Consider the following 17283-nt stretch of genomic DNA (forward strand, 5'->3'; position numbering starts at 1 on the left):
GAGGGCGTAAATAATTGATCCGAGGCCGATTATGACCACATCTGCAACAAACGACGTGAATGCCGTGCCGCCCGAAACGTCCGACAATGCGGCGGCATCCGGCGAGGCGGCCCGCGTACCGTCGATCCTGCTGGTCGACGACGAACCGAACGTGCTGTCGGCGCTCAGGCGCGTGTTCCGGCCCACCGGCTACGACATCGTGATCGCCGACAGCGGCGAGGCCGCGCTCGACATCCTGGCGTCGACGGAAATCGACCTGATCGTGTCCGACATGCGCATGCCGCACATGAGCGGCGCGGAATTCCTGGCGCGCGCGCGGGGGCTGTACCCGGACACGATGCGCATTTTGCTGACCGGCTATGCGGAGATCGCGTCGGTCATGCAGGCCGTCAACGAAGGCGGCGTGTATCGCTACCTGAACAAGCCGTGGGACGACCACGACCTGCTGTTGACCATCGAGCAGGCGCTGGAGCAGCGCCGTCTGCGTCGCGAAGCGGCGCGGCTGGCGGCGCTGACGGAGGCGCAGAACGAAGCGCTGCGCCGTTTCAATACGGACCTCGAAACGCAGGTTCGCGCGCGCACCGAAGAGCTTGGCCAGACGGTGATGTTTCTCGAAGCGGCGCAACGCGACCTGAAAAGCAGTTTCACGGCGATGGTTCAGGTGTGCGCGAGCATGATCGAGCTGCGCTGCGGGGCCGCGAGCGGGCATGCGATGCGGGTCGGCGAGATCGCGCGGCGGCTCGCGCTGGCGGCCGGGATGAGCGAACTGCACGCGCAGGACGTCTATTTCGCGGGGCTGTTGCACGGCATCGGCAAGCTGTCGCTGCCGGACGAATTGCTGCACAAGCCGCTCGCGCGGATGACGACGGACGAGCACCGCGTGTTCCAGGAGCATCCGTTGCGTGCGCAGATGGTGCTCACGCCGGTCGCCCAGTTGCACAAGGTCGCATCGATCGTGTTGCACCAGTACGAGCGCTTCAACGGCCGTGGCACACCGGACGGCCTGGTCGGCGACGCGATCCCGATCGGGTCGCGGATCGTCGCGATCGCGCGCGATTTCGAAGGGTTGCGCAACGGCGAAATCGGTGCGCCGCATTCGATCGAACAGGCAATCGACGTGTTGCGCTCGCAGGCGAGCGTGCGTTACGACCCGCAACTGGTCGCGCGCTTCATCGAGTTGATGCGGGATCCGGCAAGTCTCGGCATCGCGGCGTCCGTCGCGGAAATTCGGTCGGCGCAACTGCGCGAGGGGATGCAGCTCGCCGACGATCTGCGCACGCATCGCGGCGTGTTGTTGATGACGAAAGGCAGCGTGATGTCCGCGCACCAGATCGAGCTCGTGCGCCGCTTCGAGACACGGGAGGGCACGCCGTTCGACATTCTCGTGCTGGCCCGTCCGGCCGGGCAGGCGCACGCGCCCAACGCAGGTGCGCCGGCGGCCTGACGTCGACACGTCGGCCTGACGGCCGCGGTGTGCGCGACCGCGCGCACCGCGGCGATGCATTCAACCCGTTCCGGGGCGTCCGATCATGCATGGCACCTACAACCTTCCGCTCGTCCTGCTGTCGCTCGCGATCGCGACGCTGGCTTCCTATACGACGCTCGACCTCGCCGCGTTCATCTCGCTGCTCGACAATCCGAAGCTCAAGCGCGCATGGCTGGGCGGCGGTGCGGCGGCGATGGGCACCGGAATCTGGTCGATGCATTTCGTCGGCATGCTCGCGTTTTCGTTGCCGGTGTCGCTCGGCTATGCATGGCAGGAAACCGGCGCGTCGCTGGCGATCGCGGTGCTCGTATCGTATTTCGCGCTGAACGTCGTCACGCGCGCACGGTTGGCCTGGTGGCGGCTGTGCGCGGGCGGCGTGCTGATGGGCGGCGGGATCGCCGGCATGCATTACACGGGGATGGCCGCGATGCACATGCAGCCCGGCATTCGCTACGATGCCGCACTGTTCGCCGCGTCGATCGGCATCGCGGTGATCGCGTCGACGGCCGCGCTGTGGATCGCGCAGGCGTTGCGCATGCAACAGGCGCGCCACGCGACCGCGCAACGCATCGGCGCGGCCGTCATCATGGGCATCGCGATTACCGGCATGCACTACACGGCGATGGCGGCCGCGCATTTCGCGCCGGATGCGCGGTGCGGCGCCGCGAACGGGGTCGACGCACCGTGGCTCGCGACGACGGTCGCGTTGTTCACGATGGCGACGCTGGTCGTCACGCTGCTGGTGTGCCGTTTCGATGCGCGCACAACTTTCCTGCGCGGGATGACCGACACGCTCGAACGGCTCGTGCGGGTGAGAACCAGCGAACTCGAACGCGCGCTGCATAGCTACGAACAGACGACGCGGATGCTGCAACGCACGCGCGAGAACATGGCGGCCGAGATCGACGAGCGCAAGGCCGCGCATGCGCTGCTCGAACGGGAGAAGGACGAACAGCGGCGCCTGTTGCATGCGCTCGAGGAAACGCACGAGCAGTTGCTGCAGTCGGAAAAGCTCGCATCGATCGGCCAGCTCGCGGCCGGCGTCGCGCACGAGATCAACAATCCGATCGGCTTCGTCAGCGCGAACCTCAATACGTTGAAGACGTGGGTGCGCAGCCTGATCGATGTGGTCGCGGCACATGAAGCCGCGCTGCCGCAGCTCGATCCAGCCACTCGCGACACGTTGACGGCCGTGCACCGCGCGGCCGATCTCGACTATGTCCGGGACGAGATCGCGATGCTGATCGACGAGTCGATCGACGGCGCGCTGCGCGTGCGGCGCATCGTGCAGGACCTGCGCGATTTCTCGCGTCCGGCCAGCGACGAATGGAGCGTGGTCGATCTCCATGCGGGCCTCGAGAGCACGCTCAACGTCGTCCACAACGAACTCAAGTACAAGGCCGACATCGTGCGCGATTACGGCGATGTCCCGCACGTCGAATGCCTGCCGTCGCAGTTGAACCAGGTTTTCATGAACCTGCTGGTCAACGCGGCGCAGGCGATTCCGGAGCGCGGCGTGATCACGATCCGCACGTCGAGCGACGGCGATCAAGTGTCGGTCGCGATCAGCGATACCGGCGCCGGCATGACGCCCGACGTCGTCCGGCGGATCTTCGATCCGTTCTTCACCACGAAGCCGGTCGGGCAGGGCACGGGGCTCGGGCTGTCGGTATCGCACGGCATCATCGAGCGTCATCGCGGCACCATCGACGTGACCAGCGAACCGGGGCGCGGCACGACCTTCCGGATACGGTTGCCGGTGCGGCGTGCCGGCGACCGCGCGAACGCGGTCGCGCTGGAGCAACGGGCATGACGACATGACGGCGGGGGCGCGAGCGTCGTGCGTCATGTCGATCGCTTGCGGCGCTGACGACGAAAGAAATGCCAGAACATCGAGGTCGCGTCCGGCCCGGTGGCGGAATGGAACGGCTCGCTCGGATCTCCGCCGCTCCATGCATGCCGCAGCCCGCGAACGACACAAACCCTGACGACCAGCCGTCCACGCTTTAGATAATCGACGTAGTCCGCATCGTCCTGCGTGTAGCTGCGTTGCTCGCCGACGCGGATCGCACCGTGTTCGTCGACGAGCCGGTTGAGTCGCGCGAACGCGATGCCGAGCTGCGCCGCGTTCCGGTCGGTCACGACCGTATCGAGCGCGCCGTGCACGACGAGCGCCGGCATGCCGGGATAGGACGCGACGTCGGTGCACGCGTCGAGCACATGGATCGGATCGTCGCGGATGCCGCGACGCATCAGGCTCATCGCGGCCATCGTCGACGACGGCGGCGCGATGGCCGGGCCCGAGTGCAGGCCGACCGCCGCGAAGCGGTCGGGATACCGTATCGCCAGCGCCGCGGCGAGCCCGGCGCCGGCGGACATGCCGGCCACGTAGATCCGGTCGCGATCGAAGCCGTGGCGTTGCACGATGGCGTCGACCAGCGACGCGACGGCCGCGGCTTCGGATTCGGTCGCGTCGCCGTGCCAGTGCCAGCAGCGGTGCGCATGGGCCGTCTTGGCCTGCTCGGGAAACAGCACGGCGAATCCCGACCGCTCCGCGAGACGGCACATGCGCGTGCCCGCGGCGAACGATTCCGCGGTCTGCTTGCAGCCGTGCAGCATGACGACGGCCGGCATACCCGCTGTTATGGCCGGGGAGGCGGGAAGATACAGCGCGTACGCAAGATGGTTCACGAACCGGCCGGCGCTCGGGCCGGCGGAATGAAACGAGCGGAGCCACGTGCCGGGTGGTCGGGCCGATGGGATGCGGGCTCCGTGCGCGGACCCGGTCCGTCTCGCGGTACGGACGGTGGCGGCCGGCTTGACGGCCCGTTGGGCCACCTTTTTGCTGGCCTTTTTGACGGCCGGCCGCGATCTGCCGGCCTGCTTCTTCGGGCGTGTGCCGGTCGCGATGGAAAACAGGTCGAGAGGCCGCAGCCAGAGGCTGGATTTTTTCCTGGGCATGTGCAGTTGCGTGCCGGCGGCCGGCCGTGGCAGGAAAATGCGGCCGAATCCGGCGTCGGGATGAAAGACGAACGAGCGCGGCGCAAGGTTCGTGCTGCCGGCGCCGCGGCAATCGGACAGCGTCGCACCGATTATCGGCGATGCTAGCCGCCCGACGTGACGTGCGTGCGAATCGACGTTCGCTTCGGCCCCGTCGCGACCGCAAATTCAGTCGCGTATCGTTCAAGGGCTCCGAATGCCTGGCCAGGGCTAGGTCGATCGACGCTGCCGCTCGGTGCTCATCGCCCGCGCAGCCGGAAACGACGACGGTGATTGAATCGCCGGCTGACGTCGATATTCGCGTGATATCGTGCGGTTCGACTGAAGTGTCCACCGATCATTCCGTTGTGAGGGGCGACATGCGGCTTGCCGATTTCATCGTACGGAACATGGAACCGATCCTGGTGCAGTGGGAAGCGTTCGCCGCTACCCTGTTACCAGCCGCGAGGAACATGAACTCGCTCGGGCTGCGCGACCACGCGCGTGAGATCCTGACCGCCGTCGCCAAGGACATCGCGACGCCGCAAACGAGGAAAGCGCAACATGAAAAATCGTTGGGGCGCGCGCCCGAGCCGGTGAATGCCGCAGAGACGGCCGCCCAGACGCATGCCGTCCTGCGCGCCCGGCGGGGCTTCAACATCAATCAACTGGCAGCCGAGTATCGGGCGCTGCGCGCCAGTGTGCTGCGCTTGTGGATCGACGAGTGTCAGCCGAGCGTGCCTGATCTGGACGACGTCATGCGCTTCAACGAGGCGGTCGATCAAGCGCTGGCGGAATCCGTCGCCTTTTTTACCGAACAGGCCGAGCAGGCTCGCAACTTGCTCCTCGGCATGCTCGGCCACGACATGCGCACGCCGCTGCAGACGATCCAGGTCACGGCGTCGTATCTCGCCGCGCTCAATGCAGGGGAGGAGGTATCGGAAGCAGCCGCGCGCCTGATCAGGAGTGGTGGACGCATGCACGGCCTTCTCGACGATCTCTGCGATTTCAATCGAACCCAGCTCGGACTGGGCATCAACGTCGTTCCCCGTACGATCGATCTCGCGCACGTGCTCGTCAACGTGGTGGACGAATTGCGTGCAGGTCATCCCGATCGTGAAATTACGCTCGATATGAGCGGCGACCTTCGAGGCGATTGGGACGATCAGCGAATGCAGCAATTGCTGAGCAATCTGGTGAGCAATGCGGTCAAGTATGGAGCGCCCGGGACACGGGTGCGGGTGATGGCCGCGGCGGCCGGCGCGGAAGTGCTCATCGAGGTCGGCAACAACGGCCCGGCCATGGATCGGCTCACGCTGGACCGCATCTTCGATCCGCTTCAGCGCGGGGCGGATCATCCGGAAAGAACGGGTGACGATATCGGCCTGGGACTCGGCTTGTTCATCGCCAACGAAATTGCCAAGGCGCATCGCGGTCGGATCGACGCGCGGTCCGATCAGAGGGAAACCGTGTTCACGGTGCGCTTGCCGAGAGGCGCGTGAAGTGGGGAGTGTGGGCCGGGGATGCGTCGGCTTCGGGCGGTTCGACTCGGGGGCTTGTGGGATGGTGGTGATGCATCCGTCGGGGCGGCGGTTGAAACTGCTGCTGCGGGGGCGTGCTCACGTGATCGCGAAAAGTTGCTTTGGCCGATGAGTTCGCAGTGGCCCGCATGCGATCGCTTGAGGTTCGCCATCTGGCTTGCGGCCGGTGATGGCGATGGGCCGTTACCGGCCATAAAGCGACTTTCGTTTTATGCAGTGCCGACACATTCAGACGGCCGCTCCACTCCGCAAACGGCCATCCTATCAACCTAAGGCTGCATCAAAGTCGTCGACCTTTGCCGCGGTTGGACCGGCTTGGTGCCAGCGGCCGGTTTCCTCAAAGGTTCGCGTCGGCAGTAATAGCGTTAGACCGGGGAACGCACTCCAATGTGAGTACCAGTCCCTCCCAGTCGGTTTCACTGATTGCATGCAGCGGCACGAGACGAACCTTGACCCCGTCTCGCAGCCTTTGAACCTGAGGTGGAGAAGCAAGATAATCCGCCACACGTGCTTCGGCTTCAGCGAGGTCGGAATAAAAAACCCGTTTAATCCGCTTTACAACCGCGAGGTTACTCATATCCAGACCAGCATCTTCGAGTTCACCTTCGAGATACTTACCGAGAATGTACTCATCCACAACCGAAACCCCCTTGGCGGGAATACCAACATGGGTCGACGTGCTGACGACGGCAAGTGGTACAACTTTGAAGTCCTCGTGGAGCTTTATCCCGAGCCGCGCGACATCAGTCACGAAATCACCCCGGTTATCCGTCAAGGCCTTTGATTTTCGCAAGGCCTGATCCGCGGCCCCAAGAACCGTGCGTTGGTGCATGGCAAGCGCTTTCGCTTCAGTAGGTTCGAGAATGCACTTGCTCTCACCAACCAGAACGGTCGAACCGATCACGATTATCAAATCAATCTGCTCGGATCGACCTGCCGACGGACTAAACACATAGTTGTCTGCAATGCAAACAGCCTTGCCTGCCAGAACGGGGGAAGCATTGATGGCTGCTACCATCTTCGATCTGACATGCGCTTCGAAGGGATCTCCTCGGACTTCCAGGTCAATCCCGCCGCGCCGCATCCAAATGTCAACCAATCTTCTCAAATTCGGGTTAACAATTGCGGCGAAAATCGGTGCGACTACCTTTGAACCGACGGGTACCAGCGGGGAATCCCAGATCTCCTGCCCGGCCTTCCCATAAAAGGTAAAGAAATCGACGATCTTTCGCCCTTTGGCCGGCGCGATAGCTGCGGCGGACGAAATTGCCTGAACCAGTGCTTCGGTTTGCAATACGGGAACAAACGCCGGCAACCAAGTGTGGGTGGGAGCCTCTTGATCGTTAGCAGCGCGTTCATGATCAGAGATGGTCGCCAATAGCATTTGAGCTGCACGTGATATAACGACCCATGCGTCGAGGATCTCAGTGAGTGTCACACCCTCTAGAGATGGCAAGTCTTTCCCAAGTAGTTCCTGGTAGTACGGTTCATTTGCTAGCATTCTCAGTAATACCTGATCCTCTTGCGCCTCTGAGCTTTCGCCTAGTCTTGAAACGCTAATTACTTGCTTTCTACCTTCTTTGCGTATCGCCTTGATGTCTCGAATGCGCATAGTTGCGCCCCGAGCAGCGTATTCACGATGTAACATCTTTGCCTGAAGCGAAAATCCGGTCCACAAAGTGTGTCGTCTGGCAATGCCGACGGCCTGACCCCGCTTCACATCTATGTCCTTCGGAACAAACACCGTCCTATTTTTCACCTCTATTACGCCATAGCCATTCCAAAGACAATCATCCCAGAGATCTTCCGTGTGACGATACGTGATCCCTAGATTGAGTTCCAATAGAATGTCTTTCCACGAAATCTGCGCCATGCGGGGGTTTCCGCTCAGATCCGGATCGTCTTGCAATGCAACTTTGATAGGAATTTCAATTCCCTCGACGAGGCTCTCAACAATTTCATTGGGCGACCATTCAAATCCGCCAGGCAGTTCAAGTTTGACTTCCGCGAAAATGTCCTCAGGACGGATCCCGTCGTCGTTTCGCTGCGCAAGCTCCCTTCCCACTGCGATTAACGCCTCTCGGGTCTTTTCTTGCGCGACAAGAAAGCCGTGATTTGCAGCAGCAACAAACGCTCGTACTTTTTCTGTCGTAGTGAGATCTTTTGTTGTCGAAAGCTTTAATCTGCTACGAATATTCCCAAGCTTCGTGTGAATCACCAAAGCGGCATCATATAAACGCCGGTCAGCGATATCAGGCGATTTCACGCTATCAAATGCGGCTTTCCACTTTTTTTCTGTAAATTTGGTCCGACGCGGGCCGTCAACACCTTCAGATTGAACTAGTTGTACAAAATCACCCATTATTTTCCCCGTTAATTTAGAAGTCACTAATTTTTACGCAGTGTGAAGCACGTCGTCGTTCTTGCTTTAATACCATTTTCGATTAATTAATCGGCAAACTTGATCCATTCGGAACATTGTACTCTCGGCAGAAAAGTGGCGAATACGTCGATTTTGACATAAGGCTTTCCCAAGATGGATCTACAGAGAAACACGCGGAATGTCCGTTCCACTTTGCTTCCTGCCGTTGTAGCCGTGACTGCTCGACTGTCAGCAATGGGTCGGAAGTCGCCGGTCGGGCCGCACCGGGCGCCGACCGGCGACTTCCGGCCAATATCCGTCATTCGTCGGCGTGCGCCGGCAAACGCTCGACCGGTCGCTTCCCCGGTGCACTGCAGACGTTCAGTCGAAGATCGCGCTCTTCGCGCTATCGCGCCGATGCCGCTTGTGCTCGTCAACTCCGCGACTAGACTGGATAAATAGCGCCCGGGGGTGCTTCAGCGGCAGCCGCCTGTCGCGAGTCAGTGGACCGCTGGCTGCTCGCGTAAGTAGCGCCGAGCAGGAGGACATGTGAAATGCTTCATCTGGCGCCAGGAAAGAGCATGGCATCGAGGCGGGCAGAGAGCGCGATGGCGCGCGCGGTTCTGCTGGCGTCCTCTGTCTTCTTCACGTCAGGACATGCCGAGCCGGTCGTCACGGGGCCGCTCAGCGTCGAAGGATCGCTCGTCGTCCTCGGGCCGGTTACTGTCGACGGCTCACTGACGGTGGCTGGTGACATCTCCGCCCGCGGCCCGATCAACGCGGTCTCGATTGAACGGATTCCTCCCGACGGTCATGCCATACGCAGACGTCAGGGAGAAAATACGTTTCACGGCCCGCTCACCGTGCATGGCCCGCTGACCGTGCACGGGGATCTGGAAGCACATGGACCGATTTCCGTTGGTGGCGCCGTCGGCGCCGTTGGGAAAGTTGACGCTGAGGGTTCGATTACGGAGCGTCGTTGAATACGCGTCAGCGGAGATAGCACTCGTTCCGTTGGCTCAGTCGCTTGACGCATTTCGCAGATCCATATTCGAAGCGTTCCGGGCACCCGGCGATGCGCTCGACTTCGGCCATTTGTATAGCGTATGCAAGCGGCCCTTGATGTCCGGCCGATAGACTTCGTCCTTCCAGCGGTCTGACGCTATCTCTTCGAAACCTGCCGAAACCGACTCTTCGCCGTAGCCCGGAATGCTGAAGGCGAATCCGGGCGGGGTGCAGCAGCTGATCGCGATGCCGGTGCCACGGCCGCGCAATTTGAAGGTCAATACGCCGGCGTTCATCGCGACGAAGGCGCGGCTCTAAGCGCTGACTCGTCCGAAGGAGACCGCGACCGCCGAAGACGACGCCGTCAAGCCGCATATGATCCGGATGGCGGGCGTCGCGGACAAACATCGAATAGCGACGTCACATCTCGTCCATCGCGATAAAAAACCGCGATCGGCGTGCCATGGCCAGGAGACACGTCCGTCCGCATGAGTAAAATCATCAACGATCCGCCCCACACTTGAGCACCACCTTCGGCTTGCGAGGCAAAGCGATGAAGTTAACCATTGCGTACATCGAAGAACCTCCGTTCGGCTGGACCGAAGCGGACGGCACCGCTACCGGTGCCGATCTCGAGCTCGCGGAGACGATCCTCCGGCAGATAGGCGCCACTCGCATCGAGTATCGCCCGACGACGTTCAGCGAATTGCTGCCCGGGGTCGCAGCAGGTCGCTGGGACATGAACGTGCCGCTCTTCGTGACCCCGAAGCGTGCCGATACCGTCGCGTTCAGCGTGCCGGTGTGGGGGATCGAGGACGGCTTTCTGGTTCGGCCCGGCAACCCGAGAGCGCTCCGCAGCTATGCGTCGATCGCCGAACGTCCCAATGTGCGTCTCGGCATCATCGCAGGACAGGTGCAGCATGATTCCGCGATGGCGTCAGGCGTCAGTCGGCGGCAAATCGTCGTCTTCGAACAGCAGGCCGACGCGATTGCGGCCGTTCTCTCCGGCGTGATCGATGCCTATGCGAGCACGGCTTTGGGAAATCGAATCGTTGCGAGCCGGATAGGCAACTCGATGATCCAGGACGTCGCGCACGAGCCGGATGTAAACGGCACCCAGCGGACGCCTCCGCTGGGTGCGTTTTCATTCAACCGCGAAAACCGCGATCTGTTGACGGCGGTCAATCAGCAACTTCGTTCATATCTCGGCTCGTCGGACCATCGCGCTCGCATGGCGAGATTCGGACTGACGGCACGCGAGATCGATCCGGCCGTCCTGTAGACAAGGTAGGCCGGCACTCGGCCGCGAGCGGTCATTCGCACACGTTGCCGTTCGGGCGTCGGCTGCGCCCGGCAACGGTCCATTCGATTCGGCGAAATGCAGGAAATCGAACCTCGTCAGGCAAAGCTGATCAGGTCCTTGAAGATCAGGTGTCCCCAGCTTTTTCCGCGCGCGTGCACCAGCCATCCACCTTCCGATAACCCGCCGAGCCGGATCGGCGCGAAACCGAGTTTTTCCGCAAGCGCACCGACCTCCGCCGCGGCCTCGTCATCGTCGCTCGCCAGAAACACGACTCGCCTGCCGCCGTGGACGGCCGGGTCCTGACCGAGGACGGCGGCGACCAGATGATTGAAGCCTTTCACCAATCGGGCGCCGGTGAACGCTTTCGCGACGAAGGCCGAGGACGGCAGACCGTCCAGTTCTTCCAGCGGGGCCTGCGTGTTCATCGCGTCGACGACGGTCTTCCCGTTCCAGTCGGCCAGTGCTTTCGCGACCGCCGGGTGCGACTCGAAACGAACAGCCAAAAAGATGATGTCCGCCTTGACGGCTTCCGCAAGGGTCGTGGGCGTGATCGTCGGTCCGATCGCGGCCGCCTCCGCCGCAAAGCTTTCCGGATCGCGCGTGGTTGCAACGGCCACGTTGATGCCGTTGCGGGCGAACGCCCTGGCAAGCGCGTGGCCGATCTTGCCGAAACCGATGATTGCGTAACGCATATGTTTCTCCTTCGTTTCCCGATGTGGTCAGAGCTTGTAACCGCCGCTCGCCTCGATCGTCTGGCCGGTCACCCAATGGCCGTCATCGGAAGCCAGAAACGCGACGACGGCGGCGATTTCAGAAGGCTCGCCAAAGCGGCCCAGCGCGATTTGCGCCTCGGCCGCCTTGACGAGTTCGGGATTCTCGCGAAAGGCGGCGTTCGCATCCGTTCGCGTGAAGCCCGGCGCGACGGCGTTCGCAGTGATGCCGCGCGGCCCCAGCTCGATGGCGAGCGTATGGGTCAGGGTGTTGATGGCCGCTTTCGCCATCGAGTAGACGGGCGCCGCCGTGACGGGCTTCGTGGCGGCAGCGGAAGAAATGTTGACGATGCGCCCGCCGTCGGCGAGGCGATCCAGCGCGGCCTGAATGATGAAGAAGGGCGCGCGGGCGTAGACCGCCATCAGGGTGTCCCAACTCTCCGGTGTCGCGTCCTTGAAGCCGAGCCAGCCGGAATTGCCGGCGTTGTTGACCAGAATGTCGAGGGCTTTGCTGCCGTTGCGCCTGATGAGTGCGTCGTCGAGCTTTTCGAACAAAGCCGGGACGCTCGCCGGGTCGACGAGATCCGCATGGATCGCGAACGCGGTGCCTCCCGCTTTTTCGATGGCCGCGATCGTTTCATCCGCGCCGGATTGACTGGCGTTGTAGGTCAGCGCCACTGTCGCGCCGTCGCTCGCCAGACGTTCGGCGATGGCGCGGCCAATGCCCCGCGATCCGCCGGTCACGAGCGCGGTCTTGCCCTTCAGCGATTGGGTCATGTGCTTCTCCTCAGAGTTGTGCCAGCCCGCCGTCGACGGCAACCTCGCTGGCGGTCATGAAGCTGCTGTCCGGCGACGCGAGAAAGGCGGCCACCGCCCCGATCTCTGCCGGTTCGGCCATGCGCTGGAGCGGCGTCATCGCGCCGTAGGCCTTCTGGCCTTCTTCGCCCAGCGCCTCCTTGGCCAGTTCGGTCGCCGTCGCGCCGGGCGACAGCACGTTGACCCGGATGCCGGTACCCTTCAGGTCTGCCGCCCAGGTCCGGGCGAGATTGCGCACCGCGGCCTTGCTCGCGCTGTAGGCCGTGAATCCGGGGGCGCCCGTGGTGCCGGCGCTCGAGCCGGTCAGGATGATCGACCCGCCCGCGCCCATCAGCGGCAGCGCCTTCTGGACCGTGAAGATCGTCCCCTTCACATTGGTGTCGAAGGTGTCGTCGATGTGCTCGGCGGTGATCTGGCCGAGTGGAAGCGGGCTCCCGGTCCCGGCATTGGCGAAGACGATGTCGAGGGTGCCGCGCTCCGCTTTTACCGCCGCGTAGAGCCGGTCGAGATCGGTCGGATCGGAAACCGAGCCCTTCACCGCGCGGGCATTGGGCCCAAGGTCGGCCACCGCCGCGTCGAGCGCCGCCTGCCGGCGGCCGAAGAGGAAGACGAAAGCGCCTTCCTCGATGAAGCGCTGTGCCGCGGCGCGGCCGATGCCGGTTGCGCCGCCGGTGATCACGGCGGTCTTTCCATTCAGTCTGTTCATGTCGTGCATCCTTCGAAACAAAAGCGACAATCCGATTCTGGCGTGCTTGATTCATGAAGCCAATTGACTGAATATCTATAAGTGCCATCTACTTTTTAGATACCTATGCTGGACAACGTCACCATCAATCAACTTCGCGCGTTCGTCGCCGTGTGCGACCAGGGGAGCTTTTCCGGCGCGGCCAGGGAGCTGAGGCGTGCCCAGTCGGCGATCAGTCACGCGATCGGCGCGCTCGAGAGCGCTTTCGACGTGGTGCTGTTCGAGCGCAACACGCGCAAGGCGACGCTCACGGCCGCCGGGCGCAGCCTCCTGCCCGATGCGCGCGGGGTGATCTCGCGCACCGAGGAAATGAAGATGCGTGCGGTCGCGATTGCCGAAGCCGGCGTCCCGCAAGTGTCGATCGCCGTCGACACTTATTTTTCACGTGCGCACCTGATCGAATGCCTGCGCACGCTGCAGGCGGAATTTCCGACGGTTGCAATCAATCTGCGCATGACGACCATGCAGGGTGGCGAGCGTCTGGTTCTCCAGGGCACGTGCGCGTTGGCGGTGACGATCACGGACGTGCCCGAACTGAGCCCCGGCACCATCGAACGGCATCATCTATTCGATGCGCAAATGGTGACCGTATGCGGGCCATCGCATCCGCTAGCCGCAATGGCGAAGCCGATCCCGAGAGAGGAGTTCGGCCGGCACATCCAGCTCGTCGTCACCGACAATCAGCCGGATGCGGAAAAGACCCAGCAAGGGGTCGCCAGTGAACGCCAGTGGTGGGTGAATGACCTCGGCGCGAAGCACGACCTGCTCAGAGGGAGCTTGTGCTGGGGGCACATGCCGCGCCATATGGTCGAGGAAGACCTCGCGAAGGGGACACTGGTCGAACTCCGGCGGCGCGCATGGCACATGCGGCCCCTTACGTTCATGATCTCGCAGCGGCGCGGGTACGCGTTTTCCGGATGCGAGACGCGGCTGATCGAACTGCTTGGCAAATGTCCTTCGCAAAGGGCGGGACGAGCGAGGTCGGCGTGACGTGCTTCTTCACAGCGTTGCCTTGCACTCCGCGCTTTTTTCGGAAACCGGACTATAGTCGTAAATGATATCAACGGCGACGTTTACGACATGAGACTGACCATCCTCGCCCTCGACGGTCTGTTCGACACCGGGCTGACGGTGCTGCTGGATACCTTCGCGATGGCCAACGAACTGGCTGCTGCTCAGGGCTTCGCCGCACCGCCTTTCGACGTGACGGTGGTGGGCGTGCGCAAACGCATCCGAACCGCGCATGGATTGTCGATGCTGGTGGAACCGGCAAGCAGCGTACGCCACCCGGACTGGGTGGCCGTGCCCGCGCCCGGCATCAGGGAGCCGGAGCGCCTGATCAAGACGCTGGAGCGTCGAGACGTGCGCGATGCGATGGCGCATCTTCGTGCGTGGCATGCCGGTGGGATAGGCGTTGCCGCCGCCTGTATCGGGACGTTCTTGCTGGCCGAAGCCGGGCTTCTGGATCGTCGCGAGGCGACGACCACGTGGTCGCTCTCGCCTTTTTTTCGTCAACGTTATCCGACGGTCGATCTGAACGATTCGCGCATGGTCGTCGCCGCGGATCGTCTGGTCACGGCAGGATCGGCCATGGGCCATCTCGACCTTGCGCTGTGGTTGATGCGTCAAGCCAGTCCCGAACTGGCCACGCTGGTGGCCCGCTTCATGCTGATCGACAAGCGTTCGTCGCAGGCCGAATACATCATTCCGGATTACCTTGCACACGCCGATCCGTTGGTCGCGCGATTCGAGCGCTGGGCCCGCGAGAATCTTTCCCTCGGTTTCTCGCTTCAGACGGCGGCAGCCGCATTAGCCGTTGGGCCACGCACGTTGCAGCGCCGTACCGAGGCCGTACTCGGGAAGTCGCCGTTGGCGTTCTTCCAGGATCTCCGAATCGAACGGGCGCAGAACCTCGTGTCGATGGGTTACGACCTGGAGACGATCGCAAGCGAGGTCGGCTATGCGGATTCGGCGACGTTGCGGGCCTTGTTGCGGCGCCGGCTCGGCCGTGGGGTGCGGGAGTTGCGTGCCGACAATCGGTAGCGTCCTCGGTATGGATGAGCGGCCCGGCTCGAACGCAGTCGCTGCGTCGACGGCGGCGCAGTCGTCCGCCGCGAATGCCGACACAGAGTTCAGTGGGCTCGGCTGGAACCGCACTAGCGCGTGCCGACGCCCGCGTGAATGCCCGTCAGTTCGACCATGAAATCGAGGAACGCGCGGGTCTTCGCCGGCACGTGATGCCGGGATGGGTAATACGCGTATAACGGATACCGCTCGTCGGCCCATTCAGGAAAGAGATCGATCAACCGGCCTTCGGCGATCAGCGGCTCGGCGCCGAGCAGCAGCATCTGCGCGATTCCGGAACCGGCGAGGCATGCGTTGAGCAGGGCGCCCGGATCGTTGACCGTGAGGCGTCCCCGGGTATCGACCACGATGCGTTTGCGCTTGCGATGGAATTCCCACGCGAACGGCTTGCCTGTTTCAGGATTCCGAAATTCCAGGCAGCGGTGGCTCGGGTTTTCGAGATCCTCGGGTTTTGCCGGCCGTCCCCGGCGCGCGATGTACGAGGGCGCCGCAACCGTCACGACGCCGGTATCGAGCAGCTTTCTCGCGATCAGGCTCGATGCTCGCGGTTCGCCGAATCGCACGGCGAGATCGAAGCCGTCCATGACGAGGTCGCCCAGGCTGTCTCGCGCGATGAGTTCGATTTCGAGCTCGGGATGTGCGTCCATGAACGCATCGAGCCGCGGCCCGAGAATGGCCCGGTAGACGACGGGATCCAGATTGATGCGCAGCTTGCCGCGCACGGTTGAGGCGCCGCCCGCAGCCGCCGCGGCGGCTTCCTCCAGCCCGGCGAGATGGGGCATGACCTGCTCGTAAAAGCGGCGGCCCTCTTCGGTCAGCGACACGGACCGCGTCGTTCGGTTGAAAAGCCGGATGTTCAGCTTTCTTTCCAGCCGGGCAATCGCTCGGCTGACGCCCGGCGGCGTCATGCCTATGACGTCGGCGGCAGCCGCGAACGTCCCGGCATCGACCACGGCGGCGAACACGCTGATGCCGCCGGACAGTTTCTCGCTACTGGATCTCATGGTTGTTCGAGTGAATACGGATGGCGGATTGCGTGCGAGCCATTGAAGGCCGACACGCGAACGCCGCACGCTGCAGCACGGTCGGGCGTCTGCATCGATCATGCCGAATTGATGACACGTTGTCACTTATCTGATGCCATCCATGTCGTTTTGTTTTGATCGGCGTTTGTCCAGAATGCGACCCACGCATTCACACATGGAGAACGAGCAATGTATGCAATCACTGGAATCACCGGTCAGGTCGGCGGCGCGCTGGCGCGCGAGCTATTGGCCTCTGGGCGGTCGGTGCGCGCGGTCGTACGCGACACGACGCGGGCAGCGGCGTGGGCGGAGCGCGGGTGCGAGATGGCGACCGCGTTGATGGAAGACTCGTCGTCGCTCGCCGCCGCGTTCGCCGGCGCTTCGGGCGTTTTCATCCTGCTGCCGCCGGTGTTCGATCCGGCGCCCGGGTTTCCCGAAACGCGGAAGGTGATCGAGGCCGTATCCGCCGCGCTTCTGAAGGCGCGCCCCGAAAAGGTCGTTTGCCTGTCGACGATCGGCGCGCAGGCCGAGGAGACCAATCTGCTCACGCAACTCACGCTGATGGAGCACGCGCTGCGCGAGATGCCGATGCCGGTGACGTTCCTGCGGCCCGGCTGGTTCATGGAGAACGCCGCGTGGGATGTCGCGTCCGCGCGCGACGATGGCGTCGTCGCCAGTTACCTGCAGCCGCTCGACAAGCCCGTGCCGATGGTCGCCACCGCGGACGTAGGCCGTGTGGCGGCGGAACTGCTCCAGCAGACGTGGCGCGGTGTACGTGTCGTCGAGCTCGAGGGCCCGCGCCGGGTGAGCCCCAACGATCTCGCACTGGCCTTCGCTCGCGTTTTGGGCCGGCAGGTGCGCGCGGAAGCCGTCGACAGGCGAACGTGGGAAGCGCTGTTTCGCGCGCAGGGCATGAAGCATCCGCTACCCCGCATGCGCATGCTGGACGGCTTCAACGAAGGCTGGATCGATTTCGAAAGTCATCCTGACGAAATCTTGCGCGGCCACGTCGCGCTGGACACGGTTCTGGGCGAGCTCGTGTCGCGTGCGGCCTGATTGCATTCGGTGGGCGCGCGCGGCGCGTGTGCGCTACGCCCGCCCACGCATCGGATTCCCGGTAGAACGGATGTCGTGATTGTCGCTATTAATGTCATTTCTGACTATGGTGAAAGGCCTCGTCGCGCGTCTAGACTGCGAAGCATTTCCGGCATCGGCGGGTTTGTCCA

Annotated in this window: 15 protein-coding genes; 8 read left to right on the forward strand and 7 right to left on the reverse strand. The window is 63.1% G+C overall.

Annotated features, from left to right (window positions below; all coding sequences use genetic code 11):
- The first annotated feature begins 31 nt into the window (after positions 1–31).
- Positions 32–1444 (forward strand): HD domain-containing phosphohydrolase, encoded by a 1413-nt coding sequence (locus tag C4B30_RS00865; RefSeq protein ID WP_027786499.1) that lies wholly within the window; start codon positions 32–34, stop codon positions 1442–1444.
- Positions 1445–1529: 85 nt separating this feature from the next.
- A complete protein-coding gene (locus tag C4B30_RS00870; RefSeq protein WP_027786500.1) occupies positions 1530–3299 on the forward strand; it encodes a histidine kinase in 1770 nt (589 codons plus the stop codon).
- Positions 3300–3331: 32 nt separating this feature from the next.
- On the opposite strand, the gene C4B30_RS00875 is transcribed toward C4B30_RS00870, so the two are convergent.
- Complete coding sequence (locus tag C4B30_RS00875) at positions 3332–4447, reverse strand: extracellular catalytic domain type 1 short-chain-length polyhydroxyalkanoate depolymerase (protein WP_027786501.1); 1116 nt, start codon at positions 4445–4447, stop codon at positions 3332–3334.
- A gap of 398 nt (positions 4448–4845) precedes the next feature.
- Here C4B30_RS00875 and C4B30_RS00880 point away from each other — a divergent pair, with 398 nt between their 5' ends.
- Positions 4846–5967: a sensor histidine kinase gene (locus C4B30_RS00880; RefSeq protein WP_027786502.1), complete on the forward strand. Its 1122-nt coding sequence runs from the start codon at positions 4846–4848 to the stop codon at positions 5965–5967.
- A gap of 376 nt (positions 5968–6343) precedes the next feature.
- Here C4B30_RS00880 and C4B30_RS35110 read toward each other — a convergent pair whose 3' ends face one another.
- Positions 6344–8368 (reverse strand): hypothetical protein, encoded by a 2025-nt coding sequence (locus tag C4B30_RS35110; protein ID WP_143751688.1) that lies wholly within the window; start codon positions 8366–8368, stop codon positions 6344–6346.
- A gap of 554 nt (positions 8369–8922) precedes the next feature.
- On the opposite strand from C4B30_RS35110, the gene C4B30_RS00890 reads away from it, so the two are divergent.
- The gene (locus C4B30_RS00890; protein ID WP_227789469.1) at positions 8923–9351 is read left to right on the forward strand and encodes a hypothetical protein; all 429 of its coding nucleotides are present in this window, start codon (positions 8923–8925) and stop codon (positions 9349–9351) included.
- 36 nt (positions 9352–9387) lie between these two features.
- Here C4B30_RS00890 and C4B30_RS35775 read toward each other — a convergent pair whose 3' ends face one another.
- On the reverse strand, positions 9388–9669 hold the full coding sequence (locus tag C4B30_RS35775; protein ID WP_227789468.1) for a hypothetical protein: 282 nt from the start codon (positions 9667–9669) through the stop codon (positions 9388–9390).
- A gap of 257 nt (positions 9670–9926) precedes the next feature.
- On the opposite strand from C4B30_RS35775, the gene C4B30_RS00905 reads away from it, so the two are divergent.
- A complete protein-coding gene (locus C4B30_RS00905) occupies positions 9927–10655 on the forward strand; it encodes a transporter substrate-binding domain-containing protein (RefSeq protein ID WP_027786504.1) in 729 nt (242 codons plus the stop codon).
- A 116-nt stretch (positions 10656–10771) separates the two neighbouring features.
- On the opposite strand, the gene C4B30_RS00910 is transcribed toward C4B30_RS00905, so the two are convergent.
- The 3 genes from C4B30_RS00910 to C4B30_RS00920 are packed head-to-tail and all read right to left on the reverse strand — an operon-like array spanning position 10772 to position 12908.
- On the reverse strand, positions 10772–11368 hold the full coding sequence (locus tag C4B30_RS00910; protein WP_027786505.1) for an NADPH-dependent F420 reductase: 597 nt from the start codon (positions 11366–11368) through the stop codon (positions 10772–10774).
- Positions 11369–11395: 27 nt separating this feature from the next.
- The gene (locus C4B30_RS00915; RefSeq protein ID WP_027786506.1) at positions 11396–12163 is read right to left on the reverse strand and encodes an SDR family NAD(P)-dependent oxidoreductase; all 768 of its coding nucleotides are present in this window, start codon (positions 12161–12163) and stop codon (positions 11396–11398) included.
- 10 nt (positions 12164–12173) lie between these two features.
- Positions 12174–12908: an SDR family NAD(P)-dependent oxidoreductase gene (locus C4B30_RS00920; RefSeq protein ID WP_027786507.1), complete on the reverse strand. Its 735-nt coding sequence runs from the start codon at positions 12906–12908 to the stop codon at positions 12174–12176.
- Between the two features lie 105 nt (positions 12909–13013).
- On the opposite strand from C4B30_RS00920, the gene C4B30_RS00925 reads away from it, so the two are divergent.
- Entirely contained in the window at positions 13014–13937 is a 924-nt protein-coding gene (locus C4B30_RS00925; protein ID WP_027786508.1) for a LysR family transcriptional regulator, read from the forward strand.
- A gap of 90 nt (positions 13938–14027) precedes the next feature.
- Positions 14028–14990, forward strand: a complete 963-nt coding sequence (locus C4B30_RS00930; RefSeq protein ID WP_027786509.1) for a GlxA family transcriptional regulator — start codon at positions 14028–14030, stop codon at positions 14988–14990.
- 113 nt (positions 14991–15103) lie between these two features.
- Here the strand turns inward: C4B30_RS00930 and C4B30_RS00935 are convergent, their stop codons facing one another.
- The gene (locus C4B30_RS00935) at positions 15104–16036 is read right to left on the reverse strand and encodes a LysR family transcriptional regulator (RefSeq protein ID WP_027786510.1); all 933 of its coding nucleotides are present in this window, start codon (positions 16034–16036) and stop codon (positions 15104–15106) included.
- A gap of 210 nt (positions 16037–16246) precedes the next feature.
- On the opposite strand from C4B30_RS00935, the gene C4B30_RS00940 reads away from it, so the two are divergent.
- Positions 16247–17113 carry an NmrA family NAD(P)-binding protein gene (locus C4B30_RS00940; protein ID WP_027786511.1) on the forward strand — a complete coding sequence of 289 codons (867 nt, stop codon included), beginning with the start codon at positions 16247–16249 and terminating at the stop codon, positions 17111–17113.
- The last annotated feature ends 170 nt before the right edge of the window (positions 17114–17283 follow it).

The sequence above is a fragment of the Burkholderia sp. BE12 genome, from assembly GCF_002959955.1.
Lineage (GTDB): Bacteria > Pseudomonadota > Gammaproteobacteria > Burkholderiales > Burkholderiaceae > Burkholderia.

Coding starts and splice junctions, on each gene's coding strand:
- C4B30_RS00865 (WP_027786499.1), top strand. CDS start 32: ATGACCACATCTGCAACAAACGACGTGAATGCCGTGCCGCCCGAAACG.
- C4B30_RS00870 (WP_027786500.1), top strand. CDS start 1,530: ATGCATGGCACCTACAACCTTCCGCTCGTCCTGCTGTCGCTCGCGATC.
- C4B30_RS00875 (WP_027786501.1), bottom strand. CDS start 4,447: ATGCCCAGGAAAAAATCCAGCCTCTGGCTGCGGCCTCTCGACCTGTTT.
- C4B30_RS00880 (WP_027786502.1), top strand. CDS start 4,846: ATGCGGCTTGCCGATTTCATCGTACGGAACATGGAACCGATCCTGGTG.
- C4B30_RS35110 (WP_143751688.1), bottom strand. CDS start 8,368: ATGGGTGATTTTGTACAACTAGTTCAATCTGAAGGTGTTGACGGCCCG.
- C4B30_RS00890 (WP_227789469.1), top strand. CDS start 8,923: ATGCTTCATCTGGCGCCAGGAAAGAGCATGGCATCGAGGCGGGCAGAG.
- C4B30_RS35775 (WP_227789468.1), bottom strand. CDS start 9,669: ATGAACGCCGGCGTATTGACCTTCAAATTGCGCGGCCGTGGCACCGGC.
- C4B30_RS00905 (WP_027786504.1), top strand. CDS start 9,927: ATGAAGTTAACCATTGCGTACATCGAAGAACCTCCGTTCGGCTGGACC.
- C4B30_RS00910 (WP_027786505.1), bottom strand. CDS start 11,368: ATGCGTTACGCAATCATCGGTTTCGGCAAGATCGGCCACGCGCTTGCC.
- C4B30_RS00915 (WP_027786506.1), bottom strand. CDS start 12,163: ATGACCCAATCGCTGAAGGGCAAGACCGCGCTCGTGACCGGCGGATCG.
- C4B30_RS00920 (WP_027786507.1), bottom strand. CDS start 12,908: ATGAACAGACTGAATGGAAAGACCGCCGTGATCACCGGCGGCGCAACC.
- C4B30_RS00925 (WP_027786508.1), top strand. CDS start 13,014: ATGCTGGACAACGTCACCATCAATCAACTTCGCGCGTTCGTCGCCGTG.
- C4B30_RS00930 (WP_027786509.1), top strand. CDS start 14,028: ATGAGACTGACCATCCTCGCCCTCGACGGTCTGTTCGACACCGGGCTG.
- C4B30_RS00935 (WP_027786510.1), bottom strand. CDS start 16,036: ATGAGATCCAGTAGCGAGAAACTGTCCGGCGGCATCAGCGTGTTCGCC.
- C4B30_RS00940 (WP_027786511.1), top strand. CDS start 16,247: ATGTATGCAATCACTGGAATCACCGGTCAGGTCGGCGGCGCGCTGGCG.